The sequence below is a fragment of the Chryseobacterium sp. MYb7 genome, assembly GCF_002979455.1.
Lineage (GTDB): Bacteria > Bacteroidota > Bacteroidia > Flavobacteriales > Weeksellaceae > Chryseobacterium.
Genome location: NZ_PCOU01000028.1, coordinates 23605 through 40615, shown reverse-complemented (window position 1 = coordinate 40615; position 17011 = coordinate 23605). Strand labels below are relative to the sequence as shown.

Annotated in this window: 13 protein-coding genes; 2 read left to right on the top strand and 11 right to left on the bottom strand. The window is 36.2% G+C overall.

Annotated elements, in window-relative coordinates:
• Window positions 1–40 precede the first annotated feature (40 nt).
• Together CQ046_RS18965 and uvrA are read right to left on the bottom strand one after the other, a co-directional pair.
• The gene (locus tag CQ046_RS18965) at window positions 41–808 is read right to left on the bottom strand and encodes a methyltransferase domain-containing protein (RefSeq protein ID WP_105703787.1); all 768 of its coding nucleotides are present in this window, start codon (window positions 806–808) and stop codon (window positions 41–43) included.
• 80 nt (window positions 809–888) lie between these two features.
• On the bottom strand, window positions 889–3681 hold the full coding sequence (gene uvrA, locus CQ046_RS18960; RefSeq protein ID WP_105703818.1) for an excinuclease ABC subunit UvrA: 2793 nt from the start codon (window positions 3679–3681) through the stop codon (window positions 889–891).
• A 592-nt stretch (window positions 3682–4273) separates the two neighbouring features.
• On the opposite strand from uvrA, the gene CQ046_RS18955 reads away from it, so the two are divergent.
• On the top strand, window positions 4274–6085 hold the full coding sequence (locus tag CQ046_RS18955) for a TonB-dependent receptor plug domain-containing protein (RefSeq protein WP_105703817.1): 1812 nt from the start codon (window positions 4274–4276) through the stop codon (window positions 6083–6085).
• A gap of 71 nt (window positions 6086–6156) precedes the next feature.
• Window positions 6157–6873: a DUF2490 domain-containing protein gene (locus CQ046_RS18950; RefSeq protein WP_105703786.1), complete on the top strand. Its 717-nt coding sequence runs from the start codon at window positions 6157–6159 to the stop codon at window positions 6871–6873.
• Here the strand turns inward: CQ046_RS18950 and CQ046_RS18945 are convergent.
• The 9 genes from CQ046_RS18945 to CQ046_RS18905 form a co-directional block, all read right to left on the bottom strand.
• On the bottom strand, window positions 6870–8801 hold the full coding sequence (locus CQ046_RS18945) for a M48 family metallopeptidase (RefSeq protein WP_228406994.1): 1932 nt from the start codon (window positions 8799–8801) through the stop codon (window positions 6870–6872). The genes CQ046_RS18950 and CQ046_RS18945 overlap by 4 nt on opposite strands.
• A gap of 127 nt (window positions 8802–8928) precedes the next feature.
• Window positions 8929–9375: a phosphohydrolase gene (locus CQ046_RS18940; RefSeq protein WP_105703785.1), complete on the bottom strand. Its 447-nt coding sequence runs from the start codon at window positions 9373–9375 to the stop codon at window positions 8929–8931.
• A gap of 79 nt (window positions 9376–9454) precedes the next feature.
• Window positions 9455–9790 carry a YegP family protein gene (locus tag CQ046_RS18935; protein WP_105703784.1) on the bottom strand — a complete coding sequence of 112 codons (336 nt, stop codon included), beginning with the start codon at window positions 9788–9790 and terminating at the stop codon, window positions 9455–9457.
• Window positions 9791–9818: 28 nt separating this feature from the next.
• On the bottom strand, window positions 9819–10130 hold the full coding sequence (locus CQ046_RS18930; protein ID WP_123906650.1) for a hypothetical protein: 312 nt from the start codon (window positions 10128–10130) through the stop codon (window positions 9819–9821).
• A 144-nt stretch (window positions 10131–10274) separates the two neighbouring features.
• On the bottom strand, window positions 10275–12050 hold the full coding sequence (locus CQ046_RS18925; RefSeq protein WP_105703782.1) for an acyl-CoA dehydrogenase family protein: 1776 nt from the start codon (window positions 12048–12050) through the stop codon (window positions 10275–10277).
• 126 nt (window positions 12051–12176) lie between these two features.
• Window positions 12177–13355, bottom strand: a complete 1179-nt coding sequence (locus CQ046_RS18920; RefSeq protein ID WP_105703781.1) for an acetyl-CoA C-acyltransferase — start codon at window positions 13353–13355, stop codon at window positions 12177–12179.
• A 104-nt stretch (window positions 13356–13459) separates the two neighbouring features.
• The gene (gene tnpA / locus CQ046_RS18915) at window positions 13460–13924 is read right to left on the bottom strand and encodes an IS200/IS605 family transposase (RefSeq protein ID WP_105703780.1); all 465 of its coding nucleotides are present in this window, start codon (window positions 13922–13924) and stop codon (window positions 13460–13462) included.
• A gap of 82 nt (window positions 13925–14006) precedes the next feature.
• Window positions 14007–16400 (bottom strand): 3-hydroxyacyl-CoA dehydrogenase/enoyl-CoA hydratase family protein, encoded by a 2394-nt coding sequence (locus CQ046_RS18910; protein WP_105703779.1) that lies wholly within the window; start codon window positions 16398–16400, stop codon window positions 14007–14009.
• 54 nt (window positions 16401–16454) lie between these two features.
• Window positions 16455–16907, bottom strand: coding sequence for a MarR family winged helix-turn-helix transcriptional regulator (locus CQ046_RS18905; protein ID WP_105703816.1), 453 nt, complete (start codon window positions 16905–16907; stop codon window positions 16455–16457).
• Window positions 16908–17011: the final 104 nt, after the last annotated feature.

The following is a 17011-nucleotide window of genomic DNA, read 5'->3' as shown; positions in this document are numbered from 1 at the left end:
CTTTTGTGGCAGCTCCTTTTAGCTTCAGTATAAACATCTTTTATTTTTTACGTCCATACATCAGAATACGCTTGAATGCATAGATGGCCGGATATTTTGTAAACCTTTTTGCAATACGTGATTTAAATTCAGAGATGAAATGTTCTTTCTGTTCTCCTTCCAGACGTTCCAGATAAGGCAATAATGCTGTTCCTGAAATAAAAGTATATAATGCTTCATGATCATCTGCAATGATAGGATAAACTTTTTGAAATATTTCAATATCCTGAATTCCATTATCAAATAATATCTGTGCATACTCATCCATAGAAAGTACTGGTGAATCACGGTTGAAGTGATTTAACTGTGATGCATAAGGCTCTTCATCTGCCATTTCCGATAGAATCTGGTTCAGGATATTTTCTTTCTGAACGGGCATCTGAATAGCTAACTGACCTCCGGAAGATAGCAATCCAATGATTTTAGGAAATAGTGTTTCGTGATCATCAGCCCACTGTAAAGCAGCATTGCTGAAGACAAGATCCCATTTCTGATCATACTGTGCTGTTTCTTCAATGGTCTGAAGCTTAAAATGAAGATTATCATTTTCAAACTTTTTAGATTTTTCAAGCATTTCCGCCGATGAATCTATTCCTAAGAATGTGGAACCTGTCAGTTTTTCTGTCAGAATGGAGGTTTGTTCTCCGGTTCCACAGCCTAAATCAATGGCTTTTATGTTGTTTTCAGGCTTGATTAATGCTGTTAAATCGTAAAAGGGTTTGTAACGTACATCTTTGTACTGATCGTATAATTCAGGATTCCAGGGCATAAAAATAATTTTTATAATGGGTTAATAAAGATAGAAAATCTCAATAAAAAATCGGCTGTTTTTATAACAGCCGATTGTATTTATTGTTCCAGTTTTTCTTTGATATATTTTGCGGTGTGAGACTTTTTATTTTTTGTCAGATCTTCAGGTGTTCCTGTAAATACGACTTCTCCACCGTGTTTTCCGGCTTCCGGACCTATATCAATAATATGATCAGCGCATTTGATGATATCAGGCTGATGCTCAATAACAATCACGGAATGTCCTAGTTCGATCAGCGCCTGTAATGATTTCAATAATTTTTGAATATCATGGAAGTGAAGTCCTGTGGAAGGTTCGTCAAAGATGAATAATGTTTTATCCGTTGTTACTCCTTTTACAAGGAATGAAGCCAGTTTCACACGCTGTGCCTCACCACCGGAAAGGGTAGAAGAGCTTTGTCCCAGCTGTAGATAACCTAAACCTACTTCCTGCAAAGGTCTCAGTTTCGTTACAATTTTGTCTTCATTATTATCTTTAAAGAACTCCAATGCTTCATCTACCGTCATATGAAGAATATCAGAGATGTTTTTCTCATCAAATCTTACTTCAAGGATTTCATTTTTGAATCGTGTTCCTTTGCACACTTCACATTCAAGTTCAATGTCTGCCATAAACTGCATGGACACATTGATCACTCCTTCTCCTTTACATTCATCACATCTTCCGCCATCTACGTTGAAAGAGAAATGTTTAGGCTTATAACCCATCATTTTGGCGACTTTCTGCTTGGCAAAAAGATCACGGATATCATCGTAAGCTTTTAAATACGTTACAGGGTTTGAACGAGATGATTTTCCAATTGGATTCTGATCAATCAATTCAATATTTTTGATCAGTTTTTTCGGGAATTCTACAGAATCATAGTCTCCTTTTTTACCGCCCATTCCAAGCTGAATCTGGATATCATTGGTAAGAATTTCTTTCATCAGAGTAGATTTTCCACTTCCTGAAACTCCTGAAATGACTACCAGACTTTCTAAAGGAACATCTACATCTATATTTTTAAGATTATTCTGACGTGCTCCTTTTATGTGAATCCATTCTTTTGCTTTTCTTCTTTTCTTCGGAACTTCTATCTGAAGTCTTCCGGTAAGATATTCTGAAGTAAGGGTGTTGGCTTTTTTCAAATCCTTATAATCTCCTGCAAATACAAGCTCGCCACCAAGATAACCTGCTTCCGGACCAATATCAATAATATAGTCAGCAGCTCTCATCACATCTTCATCATGTTCTACCACAATTACGGTATTTCCAAGGTCGCGAAGGTTTTTCAATACTTCGATCAGGTTTTCCGTGTCTTTGGAGTGCAACCCGATAGAAGGTTCATCTAATATATAAATGGAACCTACCAAAGAACTTCCCAGGCTGGTTGCCAGATTAATTCTCTGACTTTCTCCTCCTGAAAGGGTATTGGACGTTCTGTTTAATGTTAAATATCCTAATCCTACTTTTAATAAGAATTCCAGACGGGTTGTGATTTCGTAGGTCAGTCTTTTGGCTACTTCTTTGTCGTGATCTGAAAGCTTTAATCCACTGATTACCGGAGCCAGTTCATCCAAAGGAAGTTCAATCATAGACTGAATATTATGTCCGTCTACTTTTACCCAGCTCGTTTCTTCACGAAGTCTCAATCCTTCACACGTAGGGCAGAGGGTTTTTCCTCTGTAGCGCGAAAGCATTACTCTATATTGAATTTTATACAAGTTTTCTTCAAGCATTTTGAAGAAATTATTGATGCATGGGAAATTGCCTTTTCCGTCACCTTTCCAAAGGAAATTTTTCTGTTCTTTTGTTAATTGGTGATAAGGTTTGTGAATAGGGAAGTCACCTGCTTTTTTGATGAAGTCTTTTTTCCATTCGCTCATGGTTTCTCCTCTCCAGCAAACTATAGCATCTTCGTAGACAGATAGGGTTTTGTTAGGAACAACAAGATCTTCATCTATTCCGATTACTTTTCCATACCCTTCACATGCCGGGCATGCTCCGTATGGGTTATTAAAGCTGAAAAAATGAACGTTGGGTTCAAGGAACTCCATTCCGTCCAGTTCAAATTTATTGGAAAATTCTTTTACTTTTTCAGTATCTGTATTCTTTAATGAACAATATCCGCGTCCTTCATAGAAAGCCATTTGAATAGAATCCGCAAGTCTTTGTAAAAAGCTTTCGTCTTCTTCATACGAGAAACGGTCAATGACAAGATTAATTGCCATTCCTTTTTCAGGAGTGAAACCAAAGCTTTCCAGATCTTCAATTCCTGCCAGATTTCCATTAATTTCCAATCTTGTGAAACCTGCCAGTTTTAAAATATTTAAGGTTTCTTTAAAATTGTCCGCATCATATTCCAAAGGAGCTGTCAATAGAAAAGAAGTATCTTTTTTAGAAGCTTTGATAAAGTCAACCACATCAGAAACCGAATCTTTTTTCACTTCTTCTCCGGAAACCGGTGAAAAGGTTTTCCCGATCCTCGCAAATAAAAGTTTCATATAATCGTAGATCTCTGTAGAAGTTCCCACAGTAGAACGTGGATTGGAAGAGATTACTTTCTGCTGAATAGCAATAGAAGGCGCAAGTCCTTTGATGTCATCTACTTTTGGTTTTTCTAATTTTCCTAAGAATTGACGGGCATAAGAACTTAAGCTTTCAACATATCTTCTCTGTCCTTCTGCATAAATAGTATCAAAAGCCAAAGACGATTTACCACTTCCTGAAACTCCTGTAATAACAATCAGTTTGTTCTTTGGAATCAGGACGTCTATATGTTTCAGATTGTTAAGATGTGCATTCTTAACGAAAATCTGTTTTTTTATATCTATTTCTGTTGTGTTAGCCATATTTTGTTTATTCATAAAAAGACTGTACAGCATTCAGGCTGTCAGTAATGGTGTTTTGCCACAGAACATTCCGGGGCTGTCATCAATTGAACTTTTAAATATATTTCTCAAAAATTATCGTTGAAAAAGAATACTTTCATCGTAAAATTAAGACCCACAAAATTACGAATTTTTAGTGAAAATTTTATGTTTATCTTATTGTTAAAATTGATTATTGTAAACGTTAAATAAGACGGGGAAAGTGAAAATATTTCCATTGGAAAACGATAGGAATGAGTATGTTTTGTGGACTTATTGTAGTTTTATTGCTTGTTTTACAGTATTTTACATGAATTTACGAAATGCATTATGTTTTTTTATTTAAGTATTGTTTTATGTTTTAAAATTATTTAAAATTGTACTCGTAAATATGTAATATAGAAATGAGAAAATTATTCAGAGATCTAGTTACACATTTAATGAGAAAAAGATAGAATTACTCCCTCACACAGATGCAGCATTATGTTGCATCTTTTTTTATGACAACTATCATTTGTCTGTCTTGATGAACTCCCTTACTTTTGACCCTGTTAAAAAAACTACGGAAACGATTATGATCAAAAAGATAGGAAGTGCTTTTTTTCTGGGATCTTTACTTTGGGTAAACGCACAGGAAAAGACAACGGATATTGAAAGCGTTGAATTTCAGGGAAAATTTATTTCCACACCATATAAAAGCGCCAACCAGAACATCAGTGTCATTACCCGAGAAGATATTGTAAATTCTCCGGCTAAAAGTATTGATGAAATTCTTCAGCAGGTACCAGGAATGGATATCAGAAGGAGAGGAGCTAATGGGGTACAGAGTGATATCAGTTTCCGTGGAAGTTCTTTTGAGCAGGTTCTTCTGCTTTTGAACGGAATCAGAATGAATGACTCCCAGACCGGACATAATAATATGAATATTCCGGTAGATCTGGATGACGTAGAAAAAATAGAAATCATAAAAGGGCCGGCTGCCAGACGTTTCGGGCAGAATGCTTATGCCGGGGTTATCAATATCATTACCAAAGCTACACCTGGGAAAAGAGTAAAGATCAGTGCAGATGGAGGAGATTATAGTACTTATGGTCTTGGTTTCAATGCGCAGATTGGAAATGAGAATTTTACAAACTCTCTTCAGGCAAACTCTGCTTCTTCAGAAGGGTATATGTTCAATACGGATTATGAGATCAGAAACGTATTTTATCAGGGAAAGCTGAATATCAAAAATGGAGATGTGAGAGTACAGGCCGGTTTTTCTGAAAAGAAATTCGGAGCGAACGGCTTTTATGCTTCCAGTGCTGCCACAAAACAGTATGAGGAAACACAGGCTTCTATTGTAAGTGTGGCGCATCAGCAGACTTTTGGAAAACTGAAACTTAATTCTAATGTATACTGGAGAAGGGGACAGGATATGTACCTTTATGATCGATGGAATCCGGATTTTTACCGAAATATGCACATCGGGAATAATGTAGGGGGAGAAGTGAATTCCAGCTACCAATGGGGATTGGGAACCACCGGAATTGGTGTTGAATTGAGAAAAGAGTTTTTAGTAAGCAGTAATCTGGGGGATAGAAACCGTTTTGTATCACAGGTTTTCTTTGAACATCATTTTTCATTACTGGATAAAAAACTGAACATCAGCCCGGGAATTTCATGGGCAAACTATTCGAAAGAAGGAAACTTTTTCTATCCTGGGCTGGATGTGGGGTATAACTTCAATCCTAATCATAAAGTGTATGGAAATATTGCAAAAGTACACCGTATTCCAACCTTTACGGATCTGTATTATATAAGTAAAACAGAACAGGGAAATCCTGATTTACGACCTGAAAATGCTTTGTCATCAGAGATTGGCTACCAATATCAGGATAATAAGATTTTGGCTAAAGTTAGCGGGTTTGTAAGAAATTCAAGCAACTCTATTGACTGGGTTAAAAAAGACCTGAGTGATAAAGTCTGGTATGCTCAGAATGTAGGAGATATCAAAACCAAAGGAATCGAAGCAGAGTGGAGCCATAGACCGATGGATTGGTTGAAATATACGGTGGGATATACGTATATCAACAGCAAATATGAAGAAAAAAATGGGTTGGTTTCAAGATATATACTGGATAATCTGAAGCATCAGCTGGTTTCTAAATTAGAAGTAAAATTCCTGAAAAACTTCACGAATGAGTTGGTTTACAGGTATAATGAAAGAGTAAATTTAGGAAGCTATAATCTGCTTGACGAAAAGCTGAGTTTTGCTAAAAAAGACTACTCTGTGTATGTGCTGATTAACAATATTACCAATACGAAATATACGGAAGCATTTGGAGTAGGAATGCCGCAAAGGTGGTTCCATATTGGGTTTTCTTACACAATTAATATTAAGTAAATGTTAATTCGAAATGAATAAAAGTTAATATTAACAAATTGTTAAAAAATCTACATTTGCAAAAATTTTTTATGAAACGTCTTATAGGCTTAGGTTTACTACTTGGAATTTCTTTTTTTAAAGCACAGGAACATATTTCCAGCTTCAATGCAGTGACTCTGACCTATAAGTTTCATCCGAAATTTTTCTTTTATGCTGAAGGACAGATGCGTGGTAACGAAGATTATACCTACCCTGATTATTATGAGATAAAAGGGGGATTAGGGTATAATCTTACCAAAAACCATAAGCCTTTTGTGGGACTTGGAAGATATGTAAATTATAAAGATCACAGCTTAAGCAGAGAAGAGTTCAGGGTTTGGCTGCAGGATGTTATCGATATCAAGAAAGGCATTGTAAAGTTTGAGAACCGTTTCCGTGTTGAAAAGAGCTGGTTCTATGAGCCTAAAACAGACCTGACTTCCCAGAGAATGCGTTACAGATACCGTCTGAACGTAAGTGTTCCTTTAAATTCGAAAACCATCAAAAAAGGAACTGTTTTTGCGAATGCTTATGACGAAGTTTTCTTTGTCTCTCCGATGAAGCCTACTTTTGCCAGAAACAGAGTTTATGGCGGTTTCGGCTATCAGATCGATGATTATTTCGGAATTGTAAGCGGATATCTTTGGCAGCGCGAATTTGAAGCAAAAGGAAATAAAAATTTACATTTTATTTATCTAGCTTTAAACATCAACATTGACGGAACAGACCATCACACGAAGACTTACGATTTCCCGGGTGCGGATTAATTTTTGTTTAAATCTGCCTGAAAGTTTAGCAATTCAAGTTTAGAATTAAGATAATGATCATTCAGTAATGCCCGGTATTTTTCAATGACTAATGAGATGGAGTTTACTTCATGCTCAAGGTACTTGTCTTTATTGAAATAAATATACTCAGAGTTTACAAATTCTTGTAAGAGGATTTTGTCTTCAATCTTTAAAGCTTCTTTGTAGGCTGAGGTTTCGATCAGTTCTTTAGTCTTTAGCTTAAAAGGTTCTTCCGCTTTCAACAGTTTAGCTCTGTGTTGACGGATTTCCTCAAAGGGTAATGTAACAGCCATAAACTGCAGGTGTACTGTAAAATCATTAAGACTTTTCTGGAATACATCGAACTCTCTGTCTAATACTGCAAAATTCCGGTACTTGCTAAGAAGTTTTTTCTTAATATCTTCATTGGAAATATGGTAATAATGCTGAAAAATGGCTTTGTCATTTTCCAGAAGTTCTTCTTTTACCCTTCTGAGTTCACTTTCCAGTTTAGGAATAAGACTTGAAGCGTCTTTCGCTTTGTATAAAGTGCCATCAAATCTGAATGTTTTTATTTCTTTCGGGTAGGAAGCCAGATATTGCAGTGTTTGAATATCACCTTCTATTCCTGATTTTTCGTAAACTAAAGATACTTTTTTATCACTGAACAAATCTCCATTATGATGAGAGGAAGTATCAGAAATTAAAGATTCAATATTTTCTATGATAGGATTGTGTCTTTCGTAGTATCCGTTGAAATTTGCCGTGAAGGTCTTATAGATATTATTATCCAGATACAATTTGATGAAAGTTTCATCCTCAATCACTTCACCTACGTTTTTCACTGTGCGTAAAGTCAGATATTTTGAGGTCATGATTTCGCAGATCTTATCAAATCCACTGATGATCTCTTTAGCGTATCTGTGGTCTGTGGCTGCATTTCTGGTTGCGTTTGTTTTTATCCTTTCAATTCTTTTTAAAATGTCAGGATGTGAGGTCCACTGATCTTCAATTTCTATTCTGGATTTATTATAACGGGTAAGGTCTTCAGCATCTATTTTGGGAAGTCCGTTTACGTAGGGGTGATTATTCCTTTTGGATAAAATTTTCATTAAAGAAAACTGATTCTTGTATAGATCTTTTGGAAGGTATTTTTGATTGCTTTCAACGTAAAAATTAAAAGAATTATTAAAAGCTACATCACTTAATTCCAGCCTCAATAAAGATAAAGTCTGCTCCTCAGGATTGGTGATATAGGTTGAAATAGCATCTGCATGGTATTCCATCTCTCTTTGCAGAGAAGCATGATTTTTGAAAAGAAAATTAGACATACTTTTAAGAGCAGACTGAAATGCATTAATGAAACTGACCGAAATCAAACCAAAAACTTTAAAAATAGCATTTCCTCCTGAAAATTCCATGATGAAATTTTCGTAATCTTTATTGTTGTAAACGGTTTCGAAAATTATTTTTTCAGCCTGATTCACATAACCGCCCACTTTCATACTTCTTTGAGAGAAATGTCCAAATTCGTGAGCGAGAATTGTTCTTAATTCTCCTACACTTGTAGTGTTGATAAGCCCAAGACCAATTGTTAAATTTTTCTTTACTGGCAGAAACATGCTCCAGAAAATAGAATTATAGCTTACACTAGCATTCACATCCGGAGAAATAAAAACTTTTTGCGGAGCTTTTACCTTTGTTTCAGCTACAATTTCATCAATAATAGCAAACAGTTCGGGCTGGTGAGATCTGTTCACTTCCAGCAAATGACGTGTACTGTAATGGTTTTTTCTGAAAATAAATTTAACAAGAAATATAAACACAAAAACGCCTACACTCAAGAGCCCCGCTGCTCCTAAAACTGTAAAATAATTGATAGAAACACTTAGCATCTTTACAGCTCCGTATCCTAATAAAAATATCATCAGGAGGGAGGCGAGTATCAGTATCAGATAGATCAGGAAAAAACTGAAATGGATACAATAGCAGAAATCAGCTTAGATTGATAAGCCGATGAAATTTTGGGTAGGTTATTAGTCATTGTGTTTTTTATTAATATTTCTCTATCAGGTAACGATAGGCTTTCAGGTATTTATTGAATCTTTTGATGTCTTTAGGAGTAAGTTCTCTGTTTACTCTTCTAAGGTCCATATTGTCACGAAGGTCATTCAGCTTTACAGCAACGGAAAGGAGTGATCTTTCTGTTCTTTTAATAAATTCATCATAATCTTCTTCAGGATCAAATTTGGTAAGACAGCTGATGGCGAAAATAATATATTCAGGAAATCCTTCAGATCTTAAATAATCAAGGCTGAATTCCAATGGATGATCTTCTACAACATCGTGTAGAACCCCTACAATTTTTTCGTCCAGTGTTTTACCATAATTCATTACACGCATTACGTGGCCAATGTATGGAGCATGGTATTTATCAGTTTGTCCTTTATGAGCCTTATCGGCTATTTTGATTGCTTTGTTCAGTAATTCTTCTTTTGTCATTGCTAATGAAAAATAGAATACAAAAATAAAAAATGCCTTAAAAACTAAGGCATTTTTATTAAAATTATTTCAGATGATTTTATGAATTGCTTTCATCCTCTACAGGTGCGTGTGGAGCATTGTTTTTTACGGATTCTATGCCATTTTCCATACCGTTGTCAGATTCATACATCTGGCTGGTTCCTATGATTTGTCCGTTTCCTGCTTTAAGATTAAAATAAGATCTGCCGTCATTGGCGGTGTTTCTTTCAAATTTTGAATCTTCCTGTGAGTTGGTTTTCACAGATCCGATTCCGTTTTCGCAGGATGGCTTTGTACTGTATCCCTGACTGGTTAAAATAACCTGTCCGTTTCCTGCTTTAAGGTTAAACTGAAAGTCTCCGTTTGTCCTTTTAGAGATGATAAATTTTCCCATGGTAATAGTTTTGAGTTTGGTTTTGTGATTATTTGGATGGTATTAGTTTTTGAGGATTCACCTGGATTTTGTCCGGGGTGATGGCATTTAAAATTTTGTATTGTGAATAGTCCTTTGAAGGTTCTTTTAATGCAAGATATGTGATTGTATCACCAGGCTTTTTTACCAGCATTTTATACAGTCCTTTCTGCTGCTGAGTAGAAGTCAGTCCAAAATTTTTAAACAAATCTTTATTCTGAATTTTTGCGGTATCTGCTTTAGGAAGAGGTATTAGTTTATCCCGTTTTTGTGCTGTCAGAGCAGCCGATATAAGGAGTAGGGGAAATAATATAATTTTCATGTGTTTGATAATTTTAAATAAAAATAATAATTTTTTTTGAATAAAACCACTGGATGTCAGTAATTTCAATGGCTGTCATTATCGGCACATATAAAAAAGCGTCTCAATTTTTGAGACGCTGAATCAAATTTATGTTATTAAAGACTAATAAGCTCCTTTCTCGATATAGTGAGCGGCTACTTTTTCAGTAAGTGCTACTACATTCGGGTGGTTGGTATACTTTGTGAATCTTCTTAATCCAGAAAGCATCATTCTCTGCTCATCTCCTTCAGCAAAAGAAATGATTCCTTCTTTAGCGGCAGTGATGATTTTCTCAACAGCTTTGTAAAGGTTCAATTGAGCCATAGCTGCTTCGACAGACTCAGGAGAGAAGTGTTTCTCTGCTCTTAATACTGCAGATTCTGCCATATAAATCTGGTTAAGGATTTCAGATGCATTCAATAATAAATGCTGTTGTTTTTCAATATCCATCATGTATTTCTGAAGAGCAGCACCGGAAACCATTAAGAATACTTTCTTAAGATTAGCGATAATTGCTTTTTCTTCACTCATGAATTCTGAATAATCAGGAACTTCAAATGAAGGGATACCCATCAATTCTTTGCTGATTGCCATTGCAGGAGATAAAAGATCTAATTCGCCTTTCATTGCTCTTTTAATAAGCATTCCTACCGCTAATAATCTGTTGATTTCGTTGGTACCTTCATAGATTCTTGAAATTCTTGAATCTCTCCATGCAGCTTCCATCGGAGTATCTTCAGAGAATCCCATACCTCCATACACCTGGATTCCTTCGTCCGCAGTGTGCTGAGCAAGGTCAGAGACAAATACTTTTAGGATTGAACATTCTACTGCGAATTCTTCAACACCTTTCAATTCTGCTTCCTGGTGGCTTAATCCAGCTGCTACTAATTCATCTATTTTATCCTGAACGTCTTTAGCTGCTCTGTAAGAACCTGCTTCACTTACGAAAACTCCGGTTGCCATTTCTGCGATTTTCTTTCTGATCGCTCCGAAAGTTGCAATAGAAACACCAAACTGTTTTCTTTCGTTAGAATACTGAATAGAGTGGTTTAAGATTCTTCTCTGTGCATCAAGACAAGCGGCTGCCAATTTGATACGGCCAACGTTCAATGCATTTAAAGCGATCTTGAAACCATTGTTTCTTTCTCCTAAAAGATTTTCCACAGGAATCTTCATATCATTGAAGAAAACCTGACGGGTAGAAGAAGCACGGATACCTAATTTGTGCTCTTCTTCTCCAAAAGTTAAACTTTCAGGATTTTCAAGCTCAGATCTGTTGATCACAAAACCTGTAATATTTTTATCATCATCAATTTTGGCGAATAATGTAAATGTATCTGCAAATCCTGCATTAGAGATCCACATTTTCTGCCCGTTGATGATATAATGTTTTCCGTCTTCGGAAAGTTTTGCTTTTGTCTTTCCAGAATTGGCATCAGAACCAGCATCCGGTTCTGTTAAACAATAAGCTCCAAACTTTGTTCCCGCTGCTAAATCCGGAAGGTATTTTTTCTTTTGCTCCTCAGTTCCATAAAGAACGATAGGAAGAGTGCCGATGCCTGTGTGTGCTCCATAAGCCGTAGCCAATGAACCTGTAGTTCCGGAAATATAGTCACAAGCAAGCATTGTTGTTACAAAGCCCATTCCAAGACCTCCGTATTCTTCAGGAACAGCGATACCAAGCATTCCCATTTCACCCAATTTACGCATTGTCTCTTCAGTAAATGCATAATCTTTCTTCTCAAAACGTTCTTTTTGAGGAACTACTTCTCTGTCGATAAATTCTTTCGCAGAATCACGAAGCATTTTTTGTTCTTCGTTCAGTTCTTCAATACTGAAAATTTCGTTTGCAGGAATTTGTTTGATCAGGAATTCCCCGCCTTTTAATGTAGCCATATGTTATTTTGTTATTTAATTTTTTGAGATATTGAGATAATAGACGAATAAATGATAGATTGTTACTGTGGTCTATTTTCTATCTGTCTATTCTCTCTTTATCTTTTTTCTTATTATAGTCTCTGTTTAAAGTAGTTCAAAAATAGAAGCTGCTCCCTGACCTGTTCCCACGCACATAGAAACCATTCCGTACTTGTTGCCACGTCTTCTCATTTCGTCAAGAAGCTGAACGGTAAGTTTTGTTCCTGTACATCCAAGCGGGTGTCCAAGGGCGATTGCTCCTCCGTTTACATTTAAAATATCAGGATTTAATCCTAATTCTTTTTTGATAGCAACAGATTGAGAGGCGAAAGCTTCGTTAAGCTCGATCAAGTCAATATCCTTTAATTCTAAACCTGCCTGTTTCAAAGCTTTTGGAATAGCATAGATGGGACCCATTCCCATGATTCTTGGTTCTAATCCGGCAGCAGCATAAGCTACTAATCTTGCTTCAGGCTCCAGTCCTAATTCTTTCACCATTTCCTCACTCATTACCATTACGAAAGCTGCTCCATCACTCATTTGAGAAGAGTTTCCGGCAGTTACGCTTCCTCCGTTGGCAAATACAGGTCTTAATTTTGCTAAACCAGCTAAAGAAGTATCTGCTCTAGGCCCTTCATCTACTGAAAAATCAAACTTTTTAGTCTGCAGTTTCTGATTTTCGTCCAGGAAATTATATTCTACAGGAATCGAAACAATCTGGTTGGCAAATTTTCCTTCCTGATTAGCTTTTAAAGCCTTCATATGAGATTCAAAAGCAAACTGATCCTGTTCTTCTCTGTTAATATTATATTGTTTTGCAACTTCTTCCGCAGTATATCCCATTCCCCAATAATAATCAGGGTTTGTTTTTGCGATATCCGTTTCAGGAACTGGCTTATAACCTCCCATCGGAATGTATGACATAGATTCAGTACCACCCGCGATGATACAGTCTGCCATGCCAGCCTGAATTTTTGCAGAAGCAATAGCAATAGCTTCACTTCCTGAAGCACAGTATCTGTTTACAGTTACTCCCGGAACTTTATCAGTATTTAATCCCATCAAAGAGATCAGACGTGCAACGTTCAGCCCTTGTTCAGCTTCTGGCATTGCATTTCCTACGATAAGGTCGTCAATTCTGTTTTTATCTAATTGTGGTAGCTCAGCCATTAATTTTTCAATAACGGTAGCCGCCATTACATCAGGTCTTGTAAATCTTAAACTTCCTTTTGGAGCTTTTCCAACGGCAGTTCTGAAACCTTTTACTATGTATGCTGTTTTCATTTTTTTTGTTTAATTAAATTGTTTTAAGAATTTTTGCCTCGTAGAGGTAAACTGTTCATAGATCTTTGTTTTTGCTTTTTGTGGAGCTCCGTAGGAGCGATCTGTTAATCATTAATCCATTCAAATAAATATTTTGGATCATATTCTATCTCAAATTTTGACATAAAATCCAGATATTCTTCTCTAAAAGTTTTCTTTTTATGATGTTCTTCCTGATTTAAAATATATTTTACAACAGAATCAACACTGCTTTTAGAATAAGAAAAAGCTCCGTATCCTTCCTGCCAATTGAATTTTCCATTTACCCATCCTTTTTCATTGATGAATTTTGAAGAACCCGCTTTAATATCTCTTACTAAATCTGAAACCGCAAGTGTCGGATTCATACTTACAAGAATATGTACATGGTCAGGCATTGCAAAAACTGCGAATAATTTTTGATTTCTATTGGAAACAATACCTGTAATAAACTGATGTAATTCTTCTCTGTTTTCTTTTGAAATCAGATTTTGTCTTCCTTTTACAGCGAAAACAATTTGAATATAAATCTGAGTGTAGGTGTTTGCCATACATTAACAGGTCGCCTCTACGAGGCTCTCCAATTTTTAAATTATTCATGCTATTAACAGTTCGCTCCTACGGAGCTTCCCATTAGTTTCTCAAAGGTTTTCCATTTTGTAACATATACTGAATTCTCTCTAAAGTTTTTCTTTCTCCACAAAGCTGAAGGAAAGTTTCTCTTTCAAGGTTCAATAGATATTGTTCTGTTACAACTGTTGGTTCAGATAAGTTTCCACCTACCATTACGTTGGCCAGTTTGTCAGCAATTTTCTTATCGTGTGCAGAAATGAAGTTTCCGGTTAGCATCTGGTCCGTTCCTACGTAGAACATTCCTAATGCATCTTTACCAAGAACTTTTACTTTTTGCTCGATTGGCTGAGTATATCCTTGTTCTGCTAGTAGTTTTGCTACTTTTTTAGCTTCAGCAATCTGTCTGTTTTTGCTTACAGAAACAATGTCTTTCCCTTTTTCAAGGATTCCCATGTCATAAGCTTCATAAGCGGAAGTAGCTACTTTACCCATGGCGATGTTCATGAAAGCATCACGAAGTCTGTTATTTTTAACATCATCGCTGTGGAATTCTCTGGAAGTTCTTAAAGTCAATTCTTTAGTACCACCACCACCAGGGATTACACCCACTCCGGTTTCTACAAGTCCGATATATGTTTCTGCGGCTGCAACCACTCGGTCTGCATGCATGGTCATTTCGCATCCTCCACCTAAAGTCATACCGTGAGGAGCTACAACTACAGGAATTGAAGAGTAACGTACTCTCATCATTGATTTTTGGAAATAAGCGATTGCCATATTCAAGTCATCCCAATCCTGCTCAATAGCCATCATAAGGATCATAGCAAGGTTAGCTCCTACAGAGAAGTTAGCCCCTTGGTTTCCAATTACTAATCCGTCGTAGTCTTTTTCAGCTAAATCAATCGCTCTGTTTAATCCATCAAGAACTTCGCCTCCAAGAGAGTTCATTTTTGAACGGATTTCGAAGTTGATGATACCATCTCCTAAATCTTCAATAGCAGCACCGGAATTGCTCCAAAGCGTTTTATTTTTTCTGATATTATCTAAGATGATGAATGCATCCTGACCAGGAATTTTGTTGTATTCTCCTGAATTTTTGTCAACATAAATGCTTTGACCTTCGTCGTTAACTTTGTAGAAAGTTTCTACATTTTTTACCCAGTTTGAAACTTCATATCCTGCATCTTTTGCCAGTTCTATACCTTTCTGAACACCTACAGCATCCCAGATTTCAAATGGTCCGTTTTCCCATCCGAAACCGGCTCTCATGGCATCGTCAATTTTATAAACTTCATCAGAGATTTCAGGAACTTTGTGAGAAACATAAGCGAATAATGCGCCTAAAGATTTTCTGTATAATTCACCAGCTTTATCTTTACCACCAATTAATACTTTGAATCTGTCAATCGGTTTATCTATAGCTTTTGTTAATTCTAAAGTAGGGAATGATGATTTTCCTTGAAGTTCATACTCTAAAGTATCAAGGTTTAATCCGTGAATTTCAGATTTTCCTTCTGCGTTTTTCACTTTTTTATAAAAACCTTGTTCTGTTTTTGAACCTAGCCATTTATTATCCATCATTTTCTGGATATAAGCCGGAAGGGCAAATACATCATTGAAGTCGTTCGCTTCCGCACCGCTTTGACGAACTCCGTTGGCTACCATTACCAAAGTATCAAGACCTACAACGTCAGCTGTTCTGAACGTAGCAGATTTTGGACGACCGATTACAGGACCTGTTAATTTATCAACATCAGAAACGGTAAGTCCTAATTTTTGAACGTTGTGAAGAAGATCCATCATAGAGAATACACCGATTCTGTTCGCGATGAAAGCTGGAGTATCTTTAGCTAAAACAGTTGTTTTACCTAAGAATTTTGCTCCGTAATTCATATAGAAATCGATGATCTCAGGAGCTGTATCGTTAGTAGGGATAATCTCTAAAAGAGGAAGGTATCTTACCGGGTTGAAGAAGTGTGTTCCTGCAAAGTATTTTTTGAAATCCTCACTTCTACCTTCTGTAAGGAAATGGATAGGAATACCGGATGTATTAGAAGAAATTAAGGTACCCGGTTTTCTGAACTGTTCAATCTTTTCGTATACAGACTTCTTGATATCAAGTCTTTCTACTACTACTTCAATAATCCAGTCTGTATTTTTTATTTTCGGTAAATCATCATCGAAGTTTCCGATTTTGATTCTGTCTGCAAACTTTGGTGAATAAAGGAGTGCAGGACTTGCTTTTTTTAGTTTTTCAAAGTTTTCGGAAGCAATTCTATTTCTTACTACCTTGTCATCTTTGGTCAAACCTTTTTTCTGTTCAGCTTCAGTAAGTTCAAAAGGAACAATATCCAAGAGTGATACTTCCACGCCGATGTTGGCGAAGTGAGCAGCGATCCCGCTTCCCATAATTCCTGAACCAAGAACCGTTACATGTTTGATTCTTCTTTTCATATGTAAATTTTTATTTTTTATAAGATTATATGAACCCGAGGGTGTCATCATAATTTATTTTCTGTTATTCAATAATTCGTTTGCTATTTTCATGATTTCGGTCATCACATCTTTGAAAGCTTCCAGTTTTTCCGGAGCTATTTTCTCCATTACCTTCTTGTTGAAGTTCACAACGACTTCCTTAGACATGTTTCTGGAGTTTAATCCTTTATCAGTAAGCTTGATGATAACCTCTCTTTTATCAGTGGTTGTCTTTTCCTTATAGATATATCCGTTGTCTTCCAGAAGTTTGATGATTCTCGTTAATGAAGTGGGTTCAATAGCCATCTTCGGACCAAGATTGGTACTTCGGGTTCCTTCTTTGGGATCAATTTTAAGAAGAGTGAGTGCCTGTACCGCTGTGGAATCGTGTTCCTGGGCTAATTCTGTGTACATTTTAGAAACAGCCAACCAGGTCTGCTTTAAAATTAAATCTACGTTTTCTATTTTTTCCTTATTATTATCCATCATTTTTGCGCCAATGGTTTTACCCAAATTTAGTAAATATTATGCATGCATAGTATTTATTAACGTTAAATTTTGTTAATAGGCTGTAAATAAACGGATTAAAT